17 protein-coding genes and 1 tRNA gene are annotated in these 16,386 nt (G+C 71.2%); 17 read left to right on the forward strand and 1 reads right to left on the reverse strand.

The window, feature by feature from the left end; all coding sequences use genetic code 11:
* Positions 1–3 precede the first annotated feature (3 nt).
* The gene (gene ruvC, locus EV699_RS06085; protein ID WP_132540078.1) at positions 4–507 is read left to right on the forward strand and encodes a crossover junction endodeoxyribonuclease RuvC; all 504 of its coding nucleotides are present in this window, start codon (positions 4–6) and stop codon (positions 505–507) included.
* A complete protein-coding gene (ruvA, locus tag EV699_RS06090) occupies positions 504–1,112 on the forward strand; it encodes a Holliday junction branch migration protein RuvA (RefSeq protein ID WP_132540081.1) in 609 nt (202 codons plus the stop codon). The genes ruvC and ruvA overlap by 4 nt, the downstream gene beginning before the upstream one ends.
* Before the next feature lie 10 nt (positions 1,113–1,122).
* Here ruvA and EV699_RS06095 read toward each other — a convergent pair whose 3' ends face one another.
* Complete coding sequence (locus EV699_RS06095) at positions 1,123–1,350, reverse strand: sulfurtransferase TusA family protein (RefSeq protein WP_132540084.1); 228 nt, start codon at positions 1,348–1,350, stop codon at positions 1,123–1,125.
* A gap of 96 nt (positions 1,351–1,446) precedes the next feature.
* Between EV699_RS06095 and ruvB the strand changes: the two genes are divergently transcribed.
* From ruvB to EV699_RS06170, 15 genes are all read left to right on the forward strand, one after another.
* A complete protein-coding gene (gene ruvB, locus EV699_RS06100) occupies positions 1,447–2,481 on the forward strand; it encodes a Holliday junction branch migration DNA helicase RuvB (RefSeq protein WP_132540087.1) in 1,035 nt (344 codons plus the stop codon).
* 5 nt (positions 2,482–2,486) lie between these two features.
* Complete coding sequence (locus tag EV699_RS06105) at positions 2,487–3,905, forward strand: HAMP domain-containing sensor histidine kinase (protein ID WP_132540090.1); 1,419 nt, start codon at positions 2,487–2,489, stop codon at positions 3,903–3,905.
* Between the two features lie 26 nt (positions 3,906–3,931).
* Positions 3,932–4,234 carry a hypothetical protein gene (locus tag EV699_RS06110; protein WP_132540093.1) on the forward strand — a complete coding sequence of 101 codons (303 nt, stop codon included), beginning with the start codon at positions 3,932–3,934 and terminating at the stop codon, positions 4,232–4,234.
* Positions 4,231–5,592, forward strand: a complete 1,362-nt coding sequence (locus tag EV699_RS06115; protein WP_132540096.1) for a sigma 54-interacting transcriptional regulator — start codon at positions 4,231–4,233, stop codon at positions 5,590–5,592. The genes EV699_RS06110 and EV699_RS06115 overlap by 4 nt, the downstream gene beginning before the upstream one ends.
* 253 nt (positions 5,593–5,845) lie before the next feature.
* Positions 5,846–6,550 (forward strand): protein TolQ, encoded by a 705-nt coding sequence (gene tolQ / locus EV699_RS06120; RefSeq protein WP_424450022.1) that lies wholly within the window; start codon positions 5,846–5,848, stop codon positions 6,548–6,550.
* Positions 6,537–6,974: a protein TolR gene (tolR, locus tag EV699_RS06125; RefSeq protein WP_132540102.1), complete on the forward strand. Its 438-nt coding sequence runs from the start codon at positions 6,537–6,539 to the stop codon at positions 6,972–6,974. Before tolQ ends, tolR begins: the two co-directional genes overlap by 14 nt.
* A gap of 7 nt (positions 6,975–6,981) precedes the next feature.
* The gene (gene tolA / locus EV699_RS06130; protein WP_132540105.1) at positions 6,982–8,211 is read left to right on the forward strand and encodes a cell envelope integrity protein TolA; all 1,230 of its coding nucleotides are present in this window, start codon (positions 6,982–6,984) and stop codon (positions 8,209–8,211) included.
* 3 nt (positions 8,212–8,214) lie between these two features.
* Positions 8,215–9,501 carry a Tol-Pal system beta propeller repeat protein TolB gene (tolB, locus tag EV699_RS06135; RefSeq protein ID WP_341540216.1) on the forward strand — a complete coding sequence of 429 codons (1,287 nt, stop codon included), beginning with the start codon at positions 8,215–8,217 and terminating at the stop codon, positions 9,499–9,501.
* Positions 9,502–9,542: 41 nt separating this feature from the next.
* Positions 9,543–10,094, forward strand: a complete 552-nt coding sequence (gene pal / locus EV699_RS06140) for a peptidoglycan-associated lipoprotein Pal (RefSeq protein WP_132540118.1) — start codon at positions 9,543–9,545, stop codon at positions 10,092–10,094.
* 14 nt (positions 10,095–10,108) lie between these two features.
* Positions 10,109–10,867, forward strand: a complete 759-nt coding sequence (gene ybgF / locus EV699_RS06145; protein ID WP_132540121.1) for a tol-pal system protein YbgF — start codon at positions 10,109–10,111, stop codon at positions 10,865–10,867.
* Between the two features lie 69 nt (positions 10,868–10,936).
* Positions 10,937–11,012 (forward strand) — tRNA-Lys (locus tag EV699_RS06150).
* Positions 11,013–11,986: 974 nt separating this feature from the next.
* Positions 11,987–13,258: an ABC transporter substrate-binding protein gene (locus EV699_RS06155; protein WP_424450025.1), complete on the forward strand. Its 1,272-nt coding sequence runs from the start codon at positions 11,987–11,989 to the stop codon at positions 13,256–13,258.
* A gap of 123 nt (positions 13,259–13,381) precedes the next feature.
* Positions 13,382–14,263, forward strand: a complete 882-nt coding sequence (locus EV699_RS06160; protein WP_243662578.1) for a carbohydrate ABC transporter permease — start codon at positions 13,382–13,384, stop codon at positions 14,261–14,263.
* A gap of 4 nt (positions 14,264–14,267) precedes the next feature.
* On the forward strand, positions 14,268–15,083 hold the full coding sequence (locus EV699_RS06165) for a carbohydrate ABC transporter permease (protein ID WP_132540127.1): 816 nt from the start codon (positions 14,268–14,270) through the stop codon (positions 15,081–15,083).
* A gap of 131 nt (positions 15,084–15,214) precedes the next feature.
* Positions 15,215–16,345 carry an ABC transporter ATP-binding protein gene (locus EV699_RS06170; protein ID WP_132540130.1) on the forward strand — a complete coding sequence of 377 codons (1,131 nt, stop codon included), beginning with the start codon at positions 15,215–15,217 and terminating at the stop codon, positions 16,343–16,345.
* Positions 16,346–16,386 lie beyond the last annotated feature (41 nt).

Below are 16,386 nucleotides of genomic sequence, written 5' to 3' on the forward strand. Positions count from 1 at the left end.
GGCATGACGCGCATCCTCGGCCTCGATCCCGGTTCGCGGATCACCGGCTACGGCGTCATCGACCTGGTCGGCAGCCGCTCGCGCTACGTCGACAGCGGCTGCATCCGCACCCCCGACGGCGACACCGCCGCGCGCCTGCGCGCGGTGTTCGAGGGGCTGGCCGAGATCATCCGCACGCACGCCCCGGCGACCATGGCGATCGAGCAGGTCTTCATGCACCGCAACCCCGAATCCGCGCTCAAGCTCGGCCAGGCGCGCGGCGTGGCGATCGTCGCCGCGGCGCTCGCCGGGCTCGAGGTGGCCGAATACACGCCGGCGACGATCAAGCAGGCCGTGGTCGGCACCGGCCGCGCCGACAAGGAGCAGGTCCAGCACATGGTCACCGCACTGCTCGGGCTGCCGCGCAAGCCGCAGGCCGACGCCGCCGACGCACTCGCGGTCGCGCTCTGCCACGGCGCGCAGGTGGCGGTGAACGCGCGCCTCGCCGCCGCCGGGGCCGCGCGATGATCGGCCGACTGCGCGGCACGCTGGTCTACAAGCAGCCGCCGTACCTGCTGCTCGAGGTCGGCGGCGTCGGCTACGAGCTCGAGGCGCCGCTGTCGACCTTCTACGACCTGCCCGAACTGGGGCGCGAGGTGACGCTGCACACCCACCTCGCGGTGCGCGAGGACGCGCACGTCCTCTACGCCTTCGGCTCGCTCTCCGAGCGCACGCTGTTCCGCAGCCTGATCCGCGTCTCCGGCATCGGCGCCAAGCTCGCGCTGGTGATCCTGTCGGGGATGAGCGCCGAGCAGTTCGCCCGCTGCCTCGAGGCCGGCGACCTCGCCGCGCTGGTGCGGCTGCCGGGCATCGGCCGCAAGACCGCGGAGCGCCTGGTGGTGGAGATGCGCGACCGCGTCGCCGGCCTCGACCTCGGCGCCGGCCCGCTGTCGGCGGCGGGGGGCGCGCGGCCGGCGGCGGCGAACGATCCGCTCGGCGACGCCGAGGCCGCGCTGGTCGCGCTCGGCTACAAGCCGGTCGACGCCGCGAAGATGGTCAAGGCGGTCGCCGCCGACGGGCTGGCGAGCGAGGAGCTGATCCGCCGCGCGCTGCAGGCGACGCTGCGCGGCTGAGGCCGCGCCTTCAGGCCTTGCGCAGCACGAACACGAAGTGCTCGGGGCTCTCGGTGAACTCGATGAGTTCGTGGCCGAAGCGGTCGATGAACACGCGGAAGTCCACCACCACGCTCTTGTCGGTGGCGACGATGCGGATGGTCTCGCCGGCGTCCATCTTCGCCAGCGCCTGCTTGGTTTTCAGCAGGGGCAGCGGGCAGACGAGCCCGCTGAGATCGAGGGTACGGTCGATGATCATGGCGTCGATTATGCCCGCGTGGCGCACCCGGCGTCAGGCGCGGCGGCGCGATGCGCTATGCTGCGCCGCTTCCCGGACCGGCCCGCGGGCGTGCCCATGATCCACTCCGACCGCCTCATCTCCCCCGCCGAGCAAGGCGAGGATGCCGCCATCGACCGCGCGATCCGCCCCCGGCGGCTCGCCGACTACGTCGGCCAGCAGGCCATGCGCGAGCAGCTGGAGATCTTCATCCACGCCGCGCGCGCGCGCGGCGAGGCGCTCGACCACGTGCTGCTGTTCGGCCCGCCCGGCCTCGGCAAGACCACGCTCGCGCACATCATCGCCGCCGAGATGGGGGTGAACCTGCGCCAGACCTCGGGGCCGGTGCTGGAGCGCCCCGGCGACCTCGCCGCGCTGCTGACCAACCTCGAACCGCACGACCTGCTGTTCGTCGACGAGATCCACCGCCTGTCGCCGGTGGTGGAGGAGGTGCTGTACCCGGCGATGGAGGACTACCAGCTCGACATCATGATCGGCGAGGGCCCGGCGGCGCGCTCGATCAAGCTGGACCTGCCGCCGTTCACGCTGGTCGGTGCCACCACCCGCGCCGGGCTGCTGACCTCGCCGCTGCGTGACCGCTTCGGCATCGTGCACCGGCTGGAGTTCTACAGCACCGAGGAGCTCACTGCGATCGTGCGCCGGGCGGCGGTGATCCTCGGGGTGCCGAGCGAGCCCGAGGGTGCCCACGAGATCGGTCGCCGCGCCCGCGGCACCCCGCGCATCGCCAACCGCCTGCTGCGGCGCGTGCGCGACTACGCGCAGGTCAAGAGCGACGGCTGCATCACGCTGGCGGTGGCGCAGGCCGCGCTGGCCCTGCTCAAGGTCGACGACCAGGGCTTCGACGAGATGGACCGGCGCCTGCTCGGGGCGATCGTCGACAAGTTCGGCGGCGGCCCGGTCGGGCTCGACACCCTCGCCGCGGCGCTCGGCGAGGAGCGCGGCACCATCGAGGACGTGCTCGAGCCCTTCCTGATCCAGCAGGGCTTCCTGATGCGCACGCCGCGCGGGCGCATGGCCACGCCGCACGCCTACCGCCACCTCGGCGTCGTCCCGGTGCGCGCCGACGACCTCTTCGACGCGGCGGCCGACTGAGCGCGATGCTGCGCCTCAGCCTGCCGCTGCCGGGCTCGCTGCTCGCACGCCTGCTGCTCGGCTTCGCGCTCGCGCTGCTGCCGCTGGTGGCCGCACTCGCCGTCGCCACGCTGAGCGTCGAGGAGCTGACCCGCCGCGCCGCCGACCAGCTGGTGCGCGCCGACGCCGCCGCGCGCGACGGCCGCGGCCTGGTGGCGCGGCTCGACGCCCTCGAGCGCACCGCGCGGCAGTACCGCGTGCTGGTCACGCCGGAGCTGCGCGAGGCCTACGAGCGCAACCGCAGCGGCCTGTTCGATGCGCTGGAGCGGCTGCGCACGCTCGGCCTCGACGACTCGCGCGATGCGCTGCTCGCGGCGCTGGCGCGCGACCTCACGCCGCTCGCCGCTCCGCCCGAAGGCGACGACGCCGCCCTCGCCGAGCGCTTCCGCCCGCTCGCCGAGCACGCCGCGAGCTTCCTCGAACGCAGCAACGCCGCGGTCGCCGACGAGGTCGAGCACCTGCGCGCGCGCGCCGACGAGGTGCGCAACCGCACGCTGTGGCTGGCGCTGCTGGCGGCGGTGGCCGCCTTCGCCTTCGCCGGGCTCGCCGCCGGGCTGATCGCGCGCCCGCTGCGCCAGCTCGCGGTGGCGATCCGCCGCCTCGGCAACGAGGACTTCGCCACCCCGGTGGTGGTGTCGGGGCCGCGCGACCTGCGCGCGCTGGGCACGCGGCTGGAGTGGCTGCGCGCGCGGCTCGCCGAGCTCGAACAGGCCAAGGCGCGCTTCCTGCGCAGCATGTCGCACGAGCTGAAGACGCCGCTGACGGCGCTGCGCGAGGGCTCGGACCTGCTCGCCGGCGAGGTGCTCGGCCCGCTCAACGCCGAGCAGCGCGAGGTCGCGACGATCCTCACCGACAACGCCCAGCGCCTGCAGCGGCGCATCGAGGACCTGCTGAACTTCAACCGCCTGCTCGCGCGCAGCCTCAGCGCCGACAAGGTGCCGGTGGAGCTGCAGGAGCTGGTCGGGCAGGTGGTGGCGGCGCACCGCCTGGCCTGCCAGGCGCGCCAGCTCGAGGTGGCGGTCGCGGTGCCGGTCTTGCACCTCGCCGCCGACCGCGACAAGCTCGCGACCGTGCTCGACAACCTGCTCGGCAACGCGGTGAAGTTCTCGCCCGCCGGCGGTCGTATCGACGTGCGCGCGTCGGCCACGGGCGGCGCGCTGCTGCTGGAGGTCGAAGACCAGGGACCCGGCTTCGGGCCCGACGAGCACGAGCGCGTCTTCGAGGCCTTCTACCAGGGCGGGGCCCCGGTCTCCGGCCCGGTGCAGGGCTCGGGCCTCGGCCTCGCCATCGCCCGCGAGTTCGCGCTGCTGCACGGCGGCGCGCTCGCCGTGGTCGCCGCACGGGGGTCCGGCGGCTGCGTCCGCCTGACCCTGCCGCTCGCCTGAATCCTCTGCGGAGTCCATCGCCCACCATGATCCGCCCGCTTCACCGCCGTCTGATCCTGCTGCTGCCGCTGCTCGCGCTGTGCGCCTGCGCGCAGTGGCCGCCGTCGACGAACGACGACGAGACCACCATCGCCAGCCTGCGCCGCAAGGTCGCCGAACAGGGCAGCGCGCTCGACCGCGCGCGTGCCCAGGCCCGCCAGGCCGACGCCCGCGCCAACGCCGCCGAGCGTGACCTCGCCGCGGCGCGGCGCGAGAACGCCGAGCTGAAGAAGCAGATCGAAGCGCTCGGCGCGATCGAGCGCAGCCTCAGCAACCGGACGCAGCCATGAGCACGACGCCGCGCCGCTGCGACATCCTGCTGGTCGACGACGACGCCGACCTGCTGCGCCTGGTGAGCCTGCGCCTGCGCGCCGCCAAGTACGTGGTCGAGACCGCGGCGAGCGGCGAGGAGGCGCTGAACCGCCTGCCGCTGGTGCAGCCGCGGCTGCTGATCACCGACCTGCGCATGCCCGGCATGGACGGGCTGGCGCTGTTCGAGGCGGTGCGCGCACAGCGCCCGGGGCTGCCGGTGATCATCCTCACCGCCCACGGCACCATCCCCGACGCGGTGCAGGCCACCCGCGAAGGGGTGTTCGGCTTCCTGCCCAAGCCCTTCGACCCGCAGGACCTGCTCGCCCAGGTGAGTGCGGCGCTGGCGCTGTCGGCGCCGGCCGAGGGCGGCGACGCGGCGGCCTGGCGCGCGGCGATCATCACCCGCAGCCCGCTGCTCGAGGCCGTGCTCGACGAGGCGCTGCTGGTGGCGAAGAGCGAGGCGAGCGTGTTCATCCACGGTGACAGCGGCACCGGCAAGGAGCTGCTCGCGCAGGCGATCCACAAGGCGAGCCCGCGCGCGGCGGGGCCGTTCGTCGCGGTGAACTGCAGCGCGATCCCCTCGGAGCTGCTGGAGAGCGAGCTGTTCGGGCACGTCAAGGGCGCCTTCACCGGCGCGGCGGGGGCGCACAAGGGCCTGTTCGTCGCCGCCGACGGCGGCTCGCTGTTCCTCGACGAGATCGGCGACCTGCCGCTGCCGATGCAGGCCAAGCTGCTGCGCGTGCTGCAGGAACGCCAGGTGCGCCCGGTCGGCTCGACGCAGAGCGTGGCGGTGGACGTGCGCATCCTCTCGGCGACGCACCGCGACCTCGACGAACTGCTGGCGCAGGGCCAGTTCCGCGAGGATCTCTACTACCGCCTCAACGTCGTCGCGCTGCACCTGCCGCCGCTGCGCGAGCGGCGCGAGGACATCCCGCTGCTGGTCGCGCACCTGCTCGCGCGGCTCGCCGAGAAAGCCGGCGAGGCGCCCAAGCGCTTCGCCCCCGAGGCGCTGGAGGCCCTGGTCGGCGCCGACTGGCCGGGCAACGTGCGCCAGTTGCAGAACGTGGTCGAGCACTGCGTGGCGCTCGCGGTGACGCCGGTGATCCCGCTCGCGCTGGTGCGCCGGGCGCTGCGCGACCGCGCCGGGCAGCTGCCCTCGCTCGCCGAGGCCCGCGACGGCTTCGAGCGCGACTACCTGATCCGCGTGCTGCAGCTCACCGGCGGCAACGTCACCCAGGCGGCGCGGCTCGCCCAGCGCAACCGCACCGAGTTCTACAAGCTGCTCGCCCGCCACGGCCTCGAACCCGCGCTGTTCAAGGGCGGGGACGAGCCCTGAGCCGGCGCGGCGGAACTTTTTCCCCGCCGGCGGTTCATTGCTCGCGGACCGGGTGATAACATGCTGCGCCGCAACCAAACGCCCTGCCCACGGGCGCGTCACGTGATCCGCCCCTGCGCTTCGTCCCGTCATCCACCGCTCCCGTCACCGGCCCGCGCACGGCGCTGCCGGCGCGCCGCGGTATGTGCGGATGGTACGCGCGGCGTGATCCCGGCCCGCCCGGGAGTGATGGAGAGTTCCGGTGACTACTGAGATGTCCTTCACGCACCTGATCCTCGGTGCCAGCACGGTGGTTCAGCTGGTCATGCTGAGCCTGCTGCTGATCTCGCTCGCCTCGTGGACCGTGATCTTCAAGAAGCGGATCGGGCTCACCCAGGCACGCAAGGCGGCCGACGACTTCGAGGACGACTTCTGGTCCGGCATGGACCTCGCGTCGCTGTACACCCGCACCAGCCGCCGCGAGGAAGGCACGGCCGGCATGGAGGCGATCTTCCTCGCCGGCTTCCAGGAGTTCCTGCGCCTGCGCTCGCAGCCGAGCGTGGACCCGGAATCGGTCGTCACCGGCAGCCAGCGGGCGATGCGCGCGGCGCTGTCGCGCGAGACCGACGAGCTCGAACTGCACCTGCCGGTGCTCGCCACCGCCGCCTCGGTGAGCCCGTACATCGGCCTGTTCGGCACCGTGTGGGGAATCATGAACGCCTTCATGGCGCTCGGCACGGTCAAGCAGGCGACGCTGCAGCAGGTCGCCCCGGGCATCGCCGAGGCGCTGATCGCCACCGCGATCGGCCTGTTCGCGGCGATCCCGGCGGTGGTCGCCTACAACCGCTACTCCAACGAGGTCGACCGGCTGGTGAACCGCTTCGACACCTTCGCCGAGGAGTTCTCGAACATCCTGCAGCGCCAGGCGCACAGCCTGAAGGCCGCCAAGGCACAGGCGGAGAGCCATGGCCAGGCGTAGCTCGCGCAAGAAGGCGATGGCCGACATCAACGTCGTGCCCTTCATCGACGTGATGCTGGTGCTGCTGATCATCTTCATGGCGACGGCGCCGCTGCTGAACCAGGGCGTCGAGGTCGACCTGCCGCAGGGGGTGGCGGACGTGCTGCAGCCGAACGAGCAGCAGCCCCTGATCCTCACCGTCAACCAGCACGGCGAACTGTTCCTGAACCAGGCCGAGGATCCGCGTGCGCCGCAACCCGACCAGGCCATCCTCGACCGCGCCGCCGCGGTGCTCGCGCTCGCCCGCCAGCGCAACCAGCCGCTGACGGTGCTGGTGAAGGGCGACAAGGCCGTCGACTACGGCCGCGTGGTCTACGCCATGGGCCTGCTGAAGAAGGCCGGGGCCTCCCGCGTCGGGCTGTCGCTCGACCTGCCGGAGGGCTGAGCCCGCGATGCAGCGCCGCAAGCTCGCCCACAACGTCGTCGCCACGCTGCTGGCGGTGCTGGTGCACGGCATCATCATCGCGCTGCTGCTGGTGTCGTTCGCCCCCAGCCGTCCGCACGACAGCGGCGGCGCGACGGTGACGGCCGACAAGCCGGTCGAGATCGTCCAGGCCACCGTGGTCAACGACGCGCGCGTCAACGCCGAGATGGCGAAGATCGCCGAAGCCGAGCAGCGCAAGCAGCAGGCCGAGGAGGCGCGCCAGCGCCGCCTGGAGCAGGCCGCGCAGGCCGCCGAGGACAAGCGCCGCACCGAGGAGACCCGCCTGCGCGAGACCCAGCGCCGCCAGGCCGAGGAGGCGCGGCGCCAGGAGGAGGCACGGGCGAAGGCCGAGGCCGAGGCGCGCCGGCTCGACGACCTGCGCGAGGCCCGCGCCGAGGCCGAGAAGGCCCGCGCCGCCGAGGAGCGCAAGGCCGCCGAGGCGCGCGAGCGTGCCGAGGACGCGCAGCGGGCGGCGAAGGCCGCCGAAGAACGCCGCACCGCCGAAGAAAAGCGCGCGGCGGCCGCCAAGGCGAAGGCCGAGGCCGACGCGAAGGCGCGTGCCGAGGCCGAGAAGAAGCAGGCCGAGGAAAAAAAAAAGTTAGCCGAAGCTGAGGCGAAAGCCGACGCCGACGCGAAGGCCAGGGCCAAGGCCGAGAAAGCCGAGGCCGATGCGAAGGCCAAGGCCGACGCCGAGACGAAGGCGCGCGCCGAGGCCAAGGCGAAGGCCGACGCCGACGCGAAAGCCAGGGCGGAGGCGGACGCCAGGGCGAAGGCCGAGGCCGATGCGAAAGCCAAGGCCAAGGCCGACGCCGACGCCAAGGCGAAAGCGGAGGCCGACGCCAAGGCCAAGGCCGACGCGGCGAAGCGCGAACTCGCCGAGTCGCTCGCGCGCGAGGCCCGCGAACGCGACCTCGCCGACGCGATCAGCCGCCACGGCGCGCTGGTCAGGCGCGCGGTCGAGGCGCGCTGGCTGCTGCCGCAGGGAAGCCGCGCCGGCTTATCGTGTACCCTGCGCATCGCGCTGGGGGAGGGCGGCCAGGTGCTGAGCGCGACGATCGCCAAGAGCAGCGGCGATCCCGCCTTCGACAGCTCGGCGGTCGCCGCGGTGCAGAAGGCGTCGCCGCTGCCGATGCCGTCCAATCCTGAGGTTGCCGCCAAGTTCCGCAGCTTCAACTTCGAGTTCAAACCGGGAGACTAGGGCTTGAAAGCCATCGTCCGTGTCGCGCAGCTCCTGCTGCTCTGCCTGCTGTCGGTCGCCGGCCCTGCCCGCGCCGAGCTCACCATCCAGATCACCAAGGGCGTCGAAGGCGCGCTGCCGATCGCCATCGTGCCCTTCGGCGGCAACGCCGGAGCGCCCGACGACATCGCCGCGATCGTCACCGCCGACCTCAAGCGCAGCGGGCGCTTCGCACCGCTGGCGCCGAGCCAGTTCATCGACCGCCCGACCGAGTTCGGCCAGATCAACTTCGGCAACTGGCGCTCGCTGCAGGTCAACCACGTCGCCGTGGGCAGCGTGCGCGCCGGCGGCAACGGCTACACGGTGCAGTTCCAGCTCGCCGACGTGTTCCAGGGCGGGCAGGTGATGGCGTACTCGTTCGACGTGCGCGCCAACGAACTGCGCCGCCTCGCGCACCACATCGCCGACCTGATCTACGAGAAACTCACCGGCGAGAAGGGCGCCTTCGCGACGCGCATCGCCTACATCACCGCGGCACCCGGCGGGCGCTCGTACGCGCTGGTGGTGGCCGATTCCGACGGCTACAACCCGCAGACCGTGCTGCGCTCGGCGCAGCCGATCATGTCGCCGGCCTGGTCGCCCGACGGCACCCGGCTCGCCTACGTGACCTTCGAGAACCGCACCTCGCAGATCGTCGTGCAGGACGTCTACTCCGGCGCGCGGCAGACCATCTCGGCCTCGCCCGGCATCAACGGTGCGCCGACCTGGGCGCCCGACGGCCGGCGTCTCGCCTTCACGCTGTCCAAGGACGGCAACCCCGAGATCTACGCCTACGACCTCGGCGGCGGCACGCTGACGCGGCTGACCACGTCGAGCGCGATCGACACCGAGGCCGCGTGGTCGCCCGACGGCTCCAGCATCGTCTTCACCTCCGATCGCGGCGGCTCGCCGCAGCTCTACCGCACGCCCGCCAGCGGCGGCAGCGCCGAGCGCATCTCGTTCGCGGGTGACTACAACGCCCGCCCGGCGTTCTCCCCCGACGGCAAGTCGGTCGCCCTGATGAGCCGCAGCGGCGGGCGCTTCGCGATCGCCGTGCTGAACCTCGCGACGCGCCAGCAGAAGACCCTCACCGAGGGCGGCATGGACGAGTCCCCGAGCTTCGCCCCCAACGGCAGCATGATCATCTACGCCACCCAGCGTGGCGGGCGCGGCGTGCTCGCCGCGGTGTCCGTCGACGGCCGCGTGCAGCAGACCCTGCTGTCGCAGGAAGGCGACGTGCGCGAACCCGCCTGGGCGCCCTACACGCGCTGACCGAACCCACACCCCGACCCCCTCGCAGGTATCCGAGCCCCATGAACACGCTTCTCAAGTCCCTCCTGATCGCTTCGTCGCTCGCGCTCTTCGCCGGCTGCTCGTCGAGCGGCGGCACCGCCGGTGACGGCTCCGCCGATGGCGCCGCCGGCGCGAGCACCTACGGTGCCGGCCGCGGCAGCGCCTTCGGCGGTGGCGCCGGCGGCACCGGTGCCGGTGGCGCTGCCGGCCCCGCCGGCGGTTACGTCGGCGGCCCCGGCGCCAGCGAGGCGCAGCGCGTCGTCTACTTCGACTTCGACAGCTCCGACATCCGTGCCGACTCGCGGCCGGTCATCGAGGCGCACGCGCAGTACCTGGTGCAGAACCCGGGCGCCGCCGTGGTGCTCGAGGGCCACACCGACGAGCGCGGCTCGCGCGAGTACAACATCGCCCTCGGCGAGCGCCGCAGCACCGCGGTGCGCCGCGTGATGGAGACCCTGGGCGTCAAGTCGCAGCAGATGCGCAACGTCAGCTACGGCAAGGAGCGCCCCGCCGTCGCCGGTCACGACGAGGCCGCGTACTCGCAGAACCGCCGCGTCGAAATCGCCTACTGAGCCCGGTGACCGCGATGAAGCGCCGCCCTGCACCCCGTCTGCTCGCACTCGGGCTCGCCGCCGCGCTCGCCGGCCCCGCCGCCGCGCAGTCGCGCAACGACAGCCCGCTGTTGCTCGAACTGCTCGATCGCGTCGAGCAGCTCGAACAGGAAACCCGCCAGTTGCGGGGTGACATCGAAGTCCTGCGCTACCAGCTCGAGCAATCGCAGCAGCCGCCGCAGCGCCCCGGCGCCACCCCGGCACCGGCGGGCACCCCGCCGGCGGCGAAACCTCCGGCCGCCGCCCCGGTGCCGACCGCACCGGCGCCGGCCGCGGTTCCGCCCGCCAGCGCCCCGGTGCCGCCGGCGGCCGCACCCACGGCACCGGCGGCGCCCGCCGCGCCGGCCGCCGGAGCCGCGGCCGGCCAGCAGGAGTCCTACGACGCCGCCGTCAAGCTGCTGCGCGACGGCCGCTACGAGCAGGCCGCGACGGCCCTGCAGGACTTCCTGCACCGCTTCCCGGGCGGGCCGCTCGCCGGCAACGCGCAGTACTGGCTCGGCGAGAACTACTACGTGATGCGCGACTTCGCCCGCTCCCGCGACGCCTTCATCCAGTTCGGCGCCAGCTACCCGAACAACGAGCGCGTGCCCGAAGCACTGCTCAAGCTCGGCTACTGCTACGACGAACTCGGCGATGCCGCCAAGGCCCGCGAGGTGCTGCGCCGCCTGACGCAGGCCTACCCCGGCACCAATGCGGCGGCGCAGGCCGAGCGACGGCTGCAGCAGCTGCGCTGAGCGGCCCCGGCGCCCGTCTCGTCGCGTTGGCGCACGCGGGCGATTAGGGTATGATCCGCGCCCGTTTCGGGGTCGTTAGCTCAGTCGGTAGAGCATCGGACTTTTAATCCGCTGGTCGTGCGTTCGAGTCGCACACGACCCACCAAGCATATCAAAGGGTTGTGAACCGTAAGGTTTGCAACCCTTTATTCTTTGCGGGATTTTTGCGGGAGCTACCCCCCGCGCGCCACCCTCAGCACCACGAGTTGCGGTGCTCCCTGCGCGTCTGTATGTAGCGTGGCGCTCCATTCTGGACGGTTTGGCGGCTGATTCTGGACGGGCGCCGCGGCCGTCAGCGCTCTTGCCAGCCGCAGCGCAGGATGCGGCGGAAAGCGGAAAAAAAAAAGCGGTGGCGCTGCCAGTTCGTGGCCAACCCGTGTAGCCGCCGCGCAGACGGCGCCGCTGCCGCCCCCGGTGACGGGCCCGTTGAATCCGCCGTCGCCCCCGGCGTCCCGCCCGGGCTCACTGCGCCGCACCCTGCAGCAATGCATGGAGCCCGGCTCGGGCGAAATCAACAACCGGACGGTGGCGTGTATGAACGGCCAGTGAGCGGGGCCATCCACCGCACGGGTCATGCGTGCGAGTTACCCAGGATCAACCGGAAAAAGGCTACGGCATCGCCGTAGCCTTTTTTCTTGTGCCGTCCGGACCCCGACGCGTTACCGCTTTCAGCGAAGCGCCGCTACCTCCCGTAGTCCAGCGACAAGCACGTCGCGTGCACCAGAGCAGGCGGCCACCGCCGCGATGCCCCTTCCGACACCTTCCGGCTTTCGCTTAAACACATGACCCGGCGCGTGCCTGGCGCGCCTGCGCGGGACGCCGTCGAGCGGGGGGCGAGGGTGCCTGCGGGCGCGGTCGCTGCCGCCGAACGCTGCGGCTCCGGCTCCATGGCGTCGATCCTTCGGGTACGAAGCGTAATTTCCCTACACGGGGATTGACGTTTCTGCCCGGTTGGTTAAATATCTGCTCACTCAAAGAGCAAATGATCAGCCCCCACCCGAGGGCTGGCGACCACCCGAGGAGAAGTAACCGATGAAGACAGACGTCCTCCGTTCGAGTCTGGCCGCCGTCGTGCTGGCGATGGCGGGCACGCAGGCGTACGCCGCCACGACGGTCACGATCGCGACCGTCAACAACAACGACATGATCATCATGCAGCGGCTGTCGAAGCAGTTCGAAGCCGCCAACCCCGACATCAAGCTCGACTGGGTGGTGCTGGAGGAAAACGTGCTGCGCCAGCGCGTGACCACCGACATCGCGACCAAGAGCGGGCAGTTCGACGTGCTGACCATCGGCACCTACGAGGCGCCGATCTGGGCGAAGCAGGGCTGGCTCGCGGAGATCACCGGCCTGCCGGCCGACTACGACCTCGACGACGTGCTGAAGCCGGTGCGTGACGGCCTGTCGTACCAGGGCAAGCTGTACGCGCTGCCGTTCTATGCCGAGTCGTCGATGCTGTTCTACCGCAAGGACCTGGTCGAAAAGGCCGGCATGACGATGCCTGAGCAGCCCACCTACGACGACGTCGCCAAGCTCGCCGAGAAGATGACCGACAAGGCCGCCGGCGTGTACGGCATCTGCCTGCGCGGCAAGCCGGGCTGGGGCGAGAACATGGCGTTCCTGTCCACCCTCATCAACACCTACGGCGGCCAGTGGTTCGACGAGAAGTGGACCCCGACCATCGACAGCCCCGAGTGGAAGAAGGCGGTCGGCTTCTACATCGAGCTGCTGAAGAAGTACGGCCCGCCGGGCGCGGCCTCGAACGGCTTCAACGAGAACCTGGCGCTGTTCGCGAGCGGCAAGTGCGGCATGTGGATCGACGCCACCTCGGCCGCCGGCAAGCTCTACAGCAAGGCGGAGTCGCAGGTCGCCGACAAGACCGGTTTCGCCCGCGCGCCGGTGGCGGTGACGCCGAAGGGTTCGCACTGGCTGTGGTCGTGGGCGCTCGGCATTCCGGCGACCTCGAAGGCGCAGCCCGAGGCGCGCAAGTTCATCGCCTGGGCGACCTCCAAGCCCTACATCGAACGGGTCGGCAAGGAGGTGGGCTGGGCGTCGGCCCCTCCCGGCACCCGTGCGTCGACCTACGCCAACCCGAACTACGTGGCTGCGGCACCGTTCGCCGACTTCGTGCTGAAGTCGATCAACGAAGCCAACCCGAATGACGCGACGCTGAAGAAGGTCCCCTACACCGGCGTGCAGTACGTCGGCATTCCCGAGTTCCAGTCGATCGGTACCCAGGTCGGCCAGGCGATCGCCGGCGCGCTGGCCGGCACCACCTCGCTCGACGACGCACTGAAGGTTGGTCAGGCCGCCGCCACGCGGGCGATGCGCCAGGCCGGCTACCTGAAGTAAGCAGCCGTTCCTGCCCGCGGGCGTGACCGGCGTCGCCGCCGCGCCCGCGGGCGCGGCGCAGCCTCCGCCGCCACTGCGCCCGTCCGTCCCTTCACCCAGACAAGACTTAAGGAGGAGTGCGCCGTGTCCCAAACACTCGACTCGTCGCGCCGTACCCTGCCTCTCGTCGCACCGTCGGTCGTCGTCCTGTTCCTGTGGATGATCGTGCCGCTGGCGATGACGATCTACTTCTCGCTGCTGCGCTACAACCTGCTCGACCCGGGTTCGCGCGGTTTCGCCGGCATCGACAACTTCGTCTTCCTGCTCACCGATCCGGCCTTCGTGACCTCGATCTGGAACACCGTGGTGCTGGTCGGCTCGGTGCTGATCCTCACCGTGGTCGGCGGCACGCTGATGGCAGTGTTGTTCGACCAGGAGTTTCCCGGCCGCGGCGTGGCCCGCGTGCTCGCCATCGCGCCCTTCTTCGTGATGCCCACGGTGGCGGCGCTGGTGTGGAAGAACCTGATGATGCACCCGGTCAACGGCCTGTTCGCCTGGCTGCTCAGCAGCATCGGGCTGGAGCCGATCGACTGGTTCACGCACTACCCGATGCTGTCGGTGATCCTCATCGTGGCCTGGCAGTGGATCCCGTTCGCCTTCCTGATCCTGCTGACGGCGATCCAGTCGCTCGACCCCGAGCAGAAGGAAGCGGCGCGCCTCGACGGTGCGAGCGGCCTGGAACTGTTCCGCTTCATCATCCTGCCGCACCTCAAGCGGGCGATCTCGGTGGTGGTGATGATCGAGACCATCTTCCTGCTGTCGGTCTTCGCCGAGATCCGCATCACCACCTCGGGCGGGCCCGGCACCGACACCACCAACCTGACCTACCTGGTGTTCCAGTTCGGTCTGCAGCAGTTCGACATCGGCAGTGCATCGGCGGGCGGCATCGTCGCCGTGGTGCTCGCCAACGTCGTCGCCTTCTTCCTCGTGCGCTCGGTGGCGCGCGAACTCAAGCCGGGGGCCTGACGCCATGCGTGCCAACAACACCCTCAGGACCACCGTGCTGGGCTGGGCCGTCGCGCTGCTGATGTTCTTCCCGATCGGCTGGATGGCGCTGACCGCGTTCAAGACCGAACTGCAGGCCGTGAGCACGCCGCCGGTGCTGTTCTTCAAGCCGACGCTGGAGAACTTCGCCGCCGTGTTCGAGCGCGGCGACTACCTGAAATTCACGCTGAACTCGGTGCTGGTGTCGTTCGGCTCGACCTTCCTGGCACTCGCGCTGGCGGTGCCGGCGGCCTACCGGATGGTGTTCCACCCGACGCCGCGCACCGGCTCGACGCTGCTGTGGATGCTGTCGACCAAGATGATGCCGCCGGTCGGCGTGCTGGTGCCGATCTACCTGCTGTTCCGCGACGCCGGGCTGCTCGACACCGTGACCGGGCTGGTGATCGTCTACGCGCTGATGAACCTGCCGATCGTCGTGTGGATGCTCTACACGTACTTCAAGGACGTGCCGCGCGAGATCCTCGAGGCCGGTCGCGTCGACGGCGCCAGCGCCTGGCAGGAAGTGCAGATCCTGCTGCTGCCGCTGGCCTGGCCGGGCATCGCGTCGACCGGTCTGCTGAACGTCATCCTGGCGTGGAACGAGGCGTTCTGGAGCCTCAACCTGACCACCTCGAAAGCCGCGCCGCTGACCGCGTTCATCGCCGCCTTCTCCAGCCCCGAGGGCCTGTTCTGGGCGAAGTTGTCGGCCGCCTCGCTGCTCGCGATCGCCCCGATCCTGGTCGTCGGCTGGTTCAGCCAGAAGCAGCTCGTGCGCGGGCTCACCTTCGGCGCAGTCAAGTGACGCCGCCCGGCCCGGATGCCGACGACCGGATGAACTGAGGCGGCACGCGCCGCCACGACCGCGCGCCGACGGTCCGCCGTCAGGCGCCGGCGAACACGACAAACCACCAAGGTTCCAACGAGGAGAACACCATGGCTGCACTGACTCTGCGCAACATCCACAAGCGTTACGGTGGCGTGCACATCATCAAGGGGGTGGACCTGGACATCGCCGACGGCGAGTTCGTGGTCTTCGTCGGCCCGTCGGGCTGCGGCAAGTCGACGCTGCTGCGCATGATCGCGGGGCTGGAGGAGATCAGCGAGGGCGACCTCGCCATCGGCGGCACGCGCGTCAACGACACCCCCCCGGCCGAGCGCGGCATCGCGATGGTGTTCCAGAGCTACGCGCTGTACCCGCACATGTCGGTGCGCGACAACATGGGCTTCGCGCTGCGCCTGGCCAAGGTGCCCGACGCGCAGATCAAGGCCAAGGTCGACCGCGCCGCCCAGCTGCTGCACCTCGACCAGTTGCTCGAGCGCAAGCCCGCGGCGCTCTCCGGCGGCCAGCGCCAGCGCGTGGCGATCGGCCGCGCGATCGTGCGCGAGCCGAAGGTGTTCCTGTTCGACGAGCCGCTGTCGAACCTCGACGCCTCGCTGCGCGTGCAGATGCGCATCGAGATCGCGCGCATGCACGAGCGCCTGGGGGCGACGATGATCTACGTCACCCACGACCAGGTCGAGGCGATGACCATGGCCGACAAGATCGTGGTGCTGCAGGGCGGGGTGGTGGAGCAGGTCGGCTCGCCGCTGGAGCTGTACCACCACCCGCGCAACCGCTTCGTCGCCGGCTTCATCGGCTCGCCGAAGATGAACTTCCTGGCGTGCACGGTGCGCGCGCTCGGCGCGCAGGGGGTCAGCGTGGAGCTGCCCGGGGGCAGCCGGGTGACGGTGCCGGTCGACACCGCTGGCGTGCAGCCCGGCCAGCCGCTGACGCTCGGCGTGCGCCCCGAGCACCTGGTCGAGGGCGAGCGCGCGGGCAGCGGCACGCTGAACGGTCAGGTGCTGGTGGTCGAGCGCCTGGGCGGGTCGACGTTCCTGTACGTGGACGTCAACGGCGAGACGCTGACGCTGCAGGTGGACGGCAACAGCCGCACCGGGGTGGACGATCGCGTGGCGATCGCGGTGGACGGGGCGGTGTGCCAGCTGTTCGACGCCACCGGCGTGGCGCTGACGCGCCACGACCGCCACCCCCTCGCCGACCTCGGCCGCCACCGCGCCGCCTGAGTCACGCCTGGCAACCCCTTGATTTGTCGCCTGCGGAGGAC

The sequence above is a fragment of the Plasticicumulans lactativorans genome (assembly GCF_004341245.1).
Taxonomy (GTDB): Bacteria; Pseudomonadota; Gammaproteobacteria; order Competibacterales; family Competibacteraceae; genus Plasticicumulans_A; species Plasticicumulans_A lactativorans.

Coding starts and splice junctions, on each gene's coding strand:
- ybgF (WP_132540121.1), top strand. CDS start 10,109: ATGAAGCGCCGCCCTGCACCCCGTCTGCTCGCACTCGGGCTCGCCGCC.
- EV699_RS06095 (WP_132540084.1), bottom strand. CDS start 1,350: ATGATCATCGACCGTACCCTCGATCTCAGCGGGCTCGTCTGCCCGCTG.
- ruvC (WP_132540078.1), top strand. CDS start 4: ATGACGCGCATCCTCGGCCTCGATCCCGGTTCGCGGATCACCGGCTAC.
- pal (WP_132540118.1), top strand. CDS start 9,543: ATGAACACGCTTCTCAAGTCCCTCCTGATCGCTTCGTCGCTCGCGCTC.
- tolA (WP_132540105.1), top strand. CDS start 6,982: ATGCAGCGCCGCAAGCTCGCCCACAACGTCGTCGCCACGCTGCTGGCG.
- EV699_RS06105 (WP_132540090.1), top strand. CDS start 2,487: ATGCTGCGCCTCAGCCTGCCGCTGCCGGGCTCGCTGCTCGCACGCCTG.
- EV699_RS06165 (WP_132540127.1), top strand. CDS start 14,268: ATGCGTGCCAACAACACCCTCAGGACCACCGTGCTGGGCTGGGCCGTC.
- ruvB (WP_132540087.1), top strand. CDS start 1,447: ATGATCCACTCCGACCGCCTCATCTCCCCCGCCGAGCAAGGCGAGGAT.
- tolQ (WP_424450022.1), top strand. CDS start 5,846: ATGTCCTTCACGCACCTGATCCTCGGTGCCAGCACGGTGGTTCAGCTG.
- EV699_RS06110 (WP_132540093.1), top strand. CDS start 3,932: ATGATCCGCCCGCTTCACCGCCGTCTGATCCTGCTGCTGCCGCTGCTC.
- EV699_RS06155 (WP_424450025.1), top strand. CDS start 11,987: ATGGCGGGCACGCAGGCGTACGCCGCCACGACGGTCACGATCGCGACC.
- tolR (WP_132540102.1), top strand. CDS start 6,537: ATGGCCAGGCGTAGCTCGCGCAAGAAGGCGATGGCCGACATCAACGTC.
- EV699_RS06115 (WP_132540096.1), top strand. CDS start 4,231: ATGAGCACGACGCCGCGCCGCTGCGACATCCTGCTGGTCGACGACGAC.
- ruvA (WP_132540081.1), top strand. CDS start 504: ATGATCGGCCGACTGCGCGGCACGCTGGTCTACAAGCAGCCGCCGTAC.
- EV699_RS06170 (WP_132540130.1), top strand. CDS start 15,215: ATGGCTGCACTGACTCTGCGCAACATCCACAAGCGTTACGGTGGCGTG.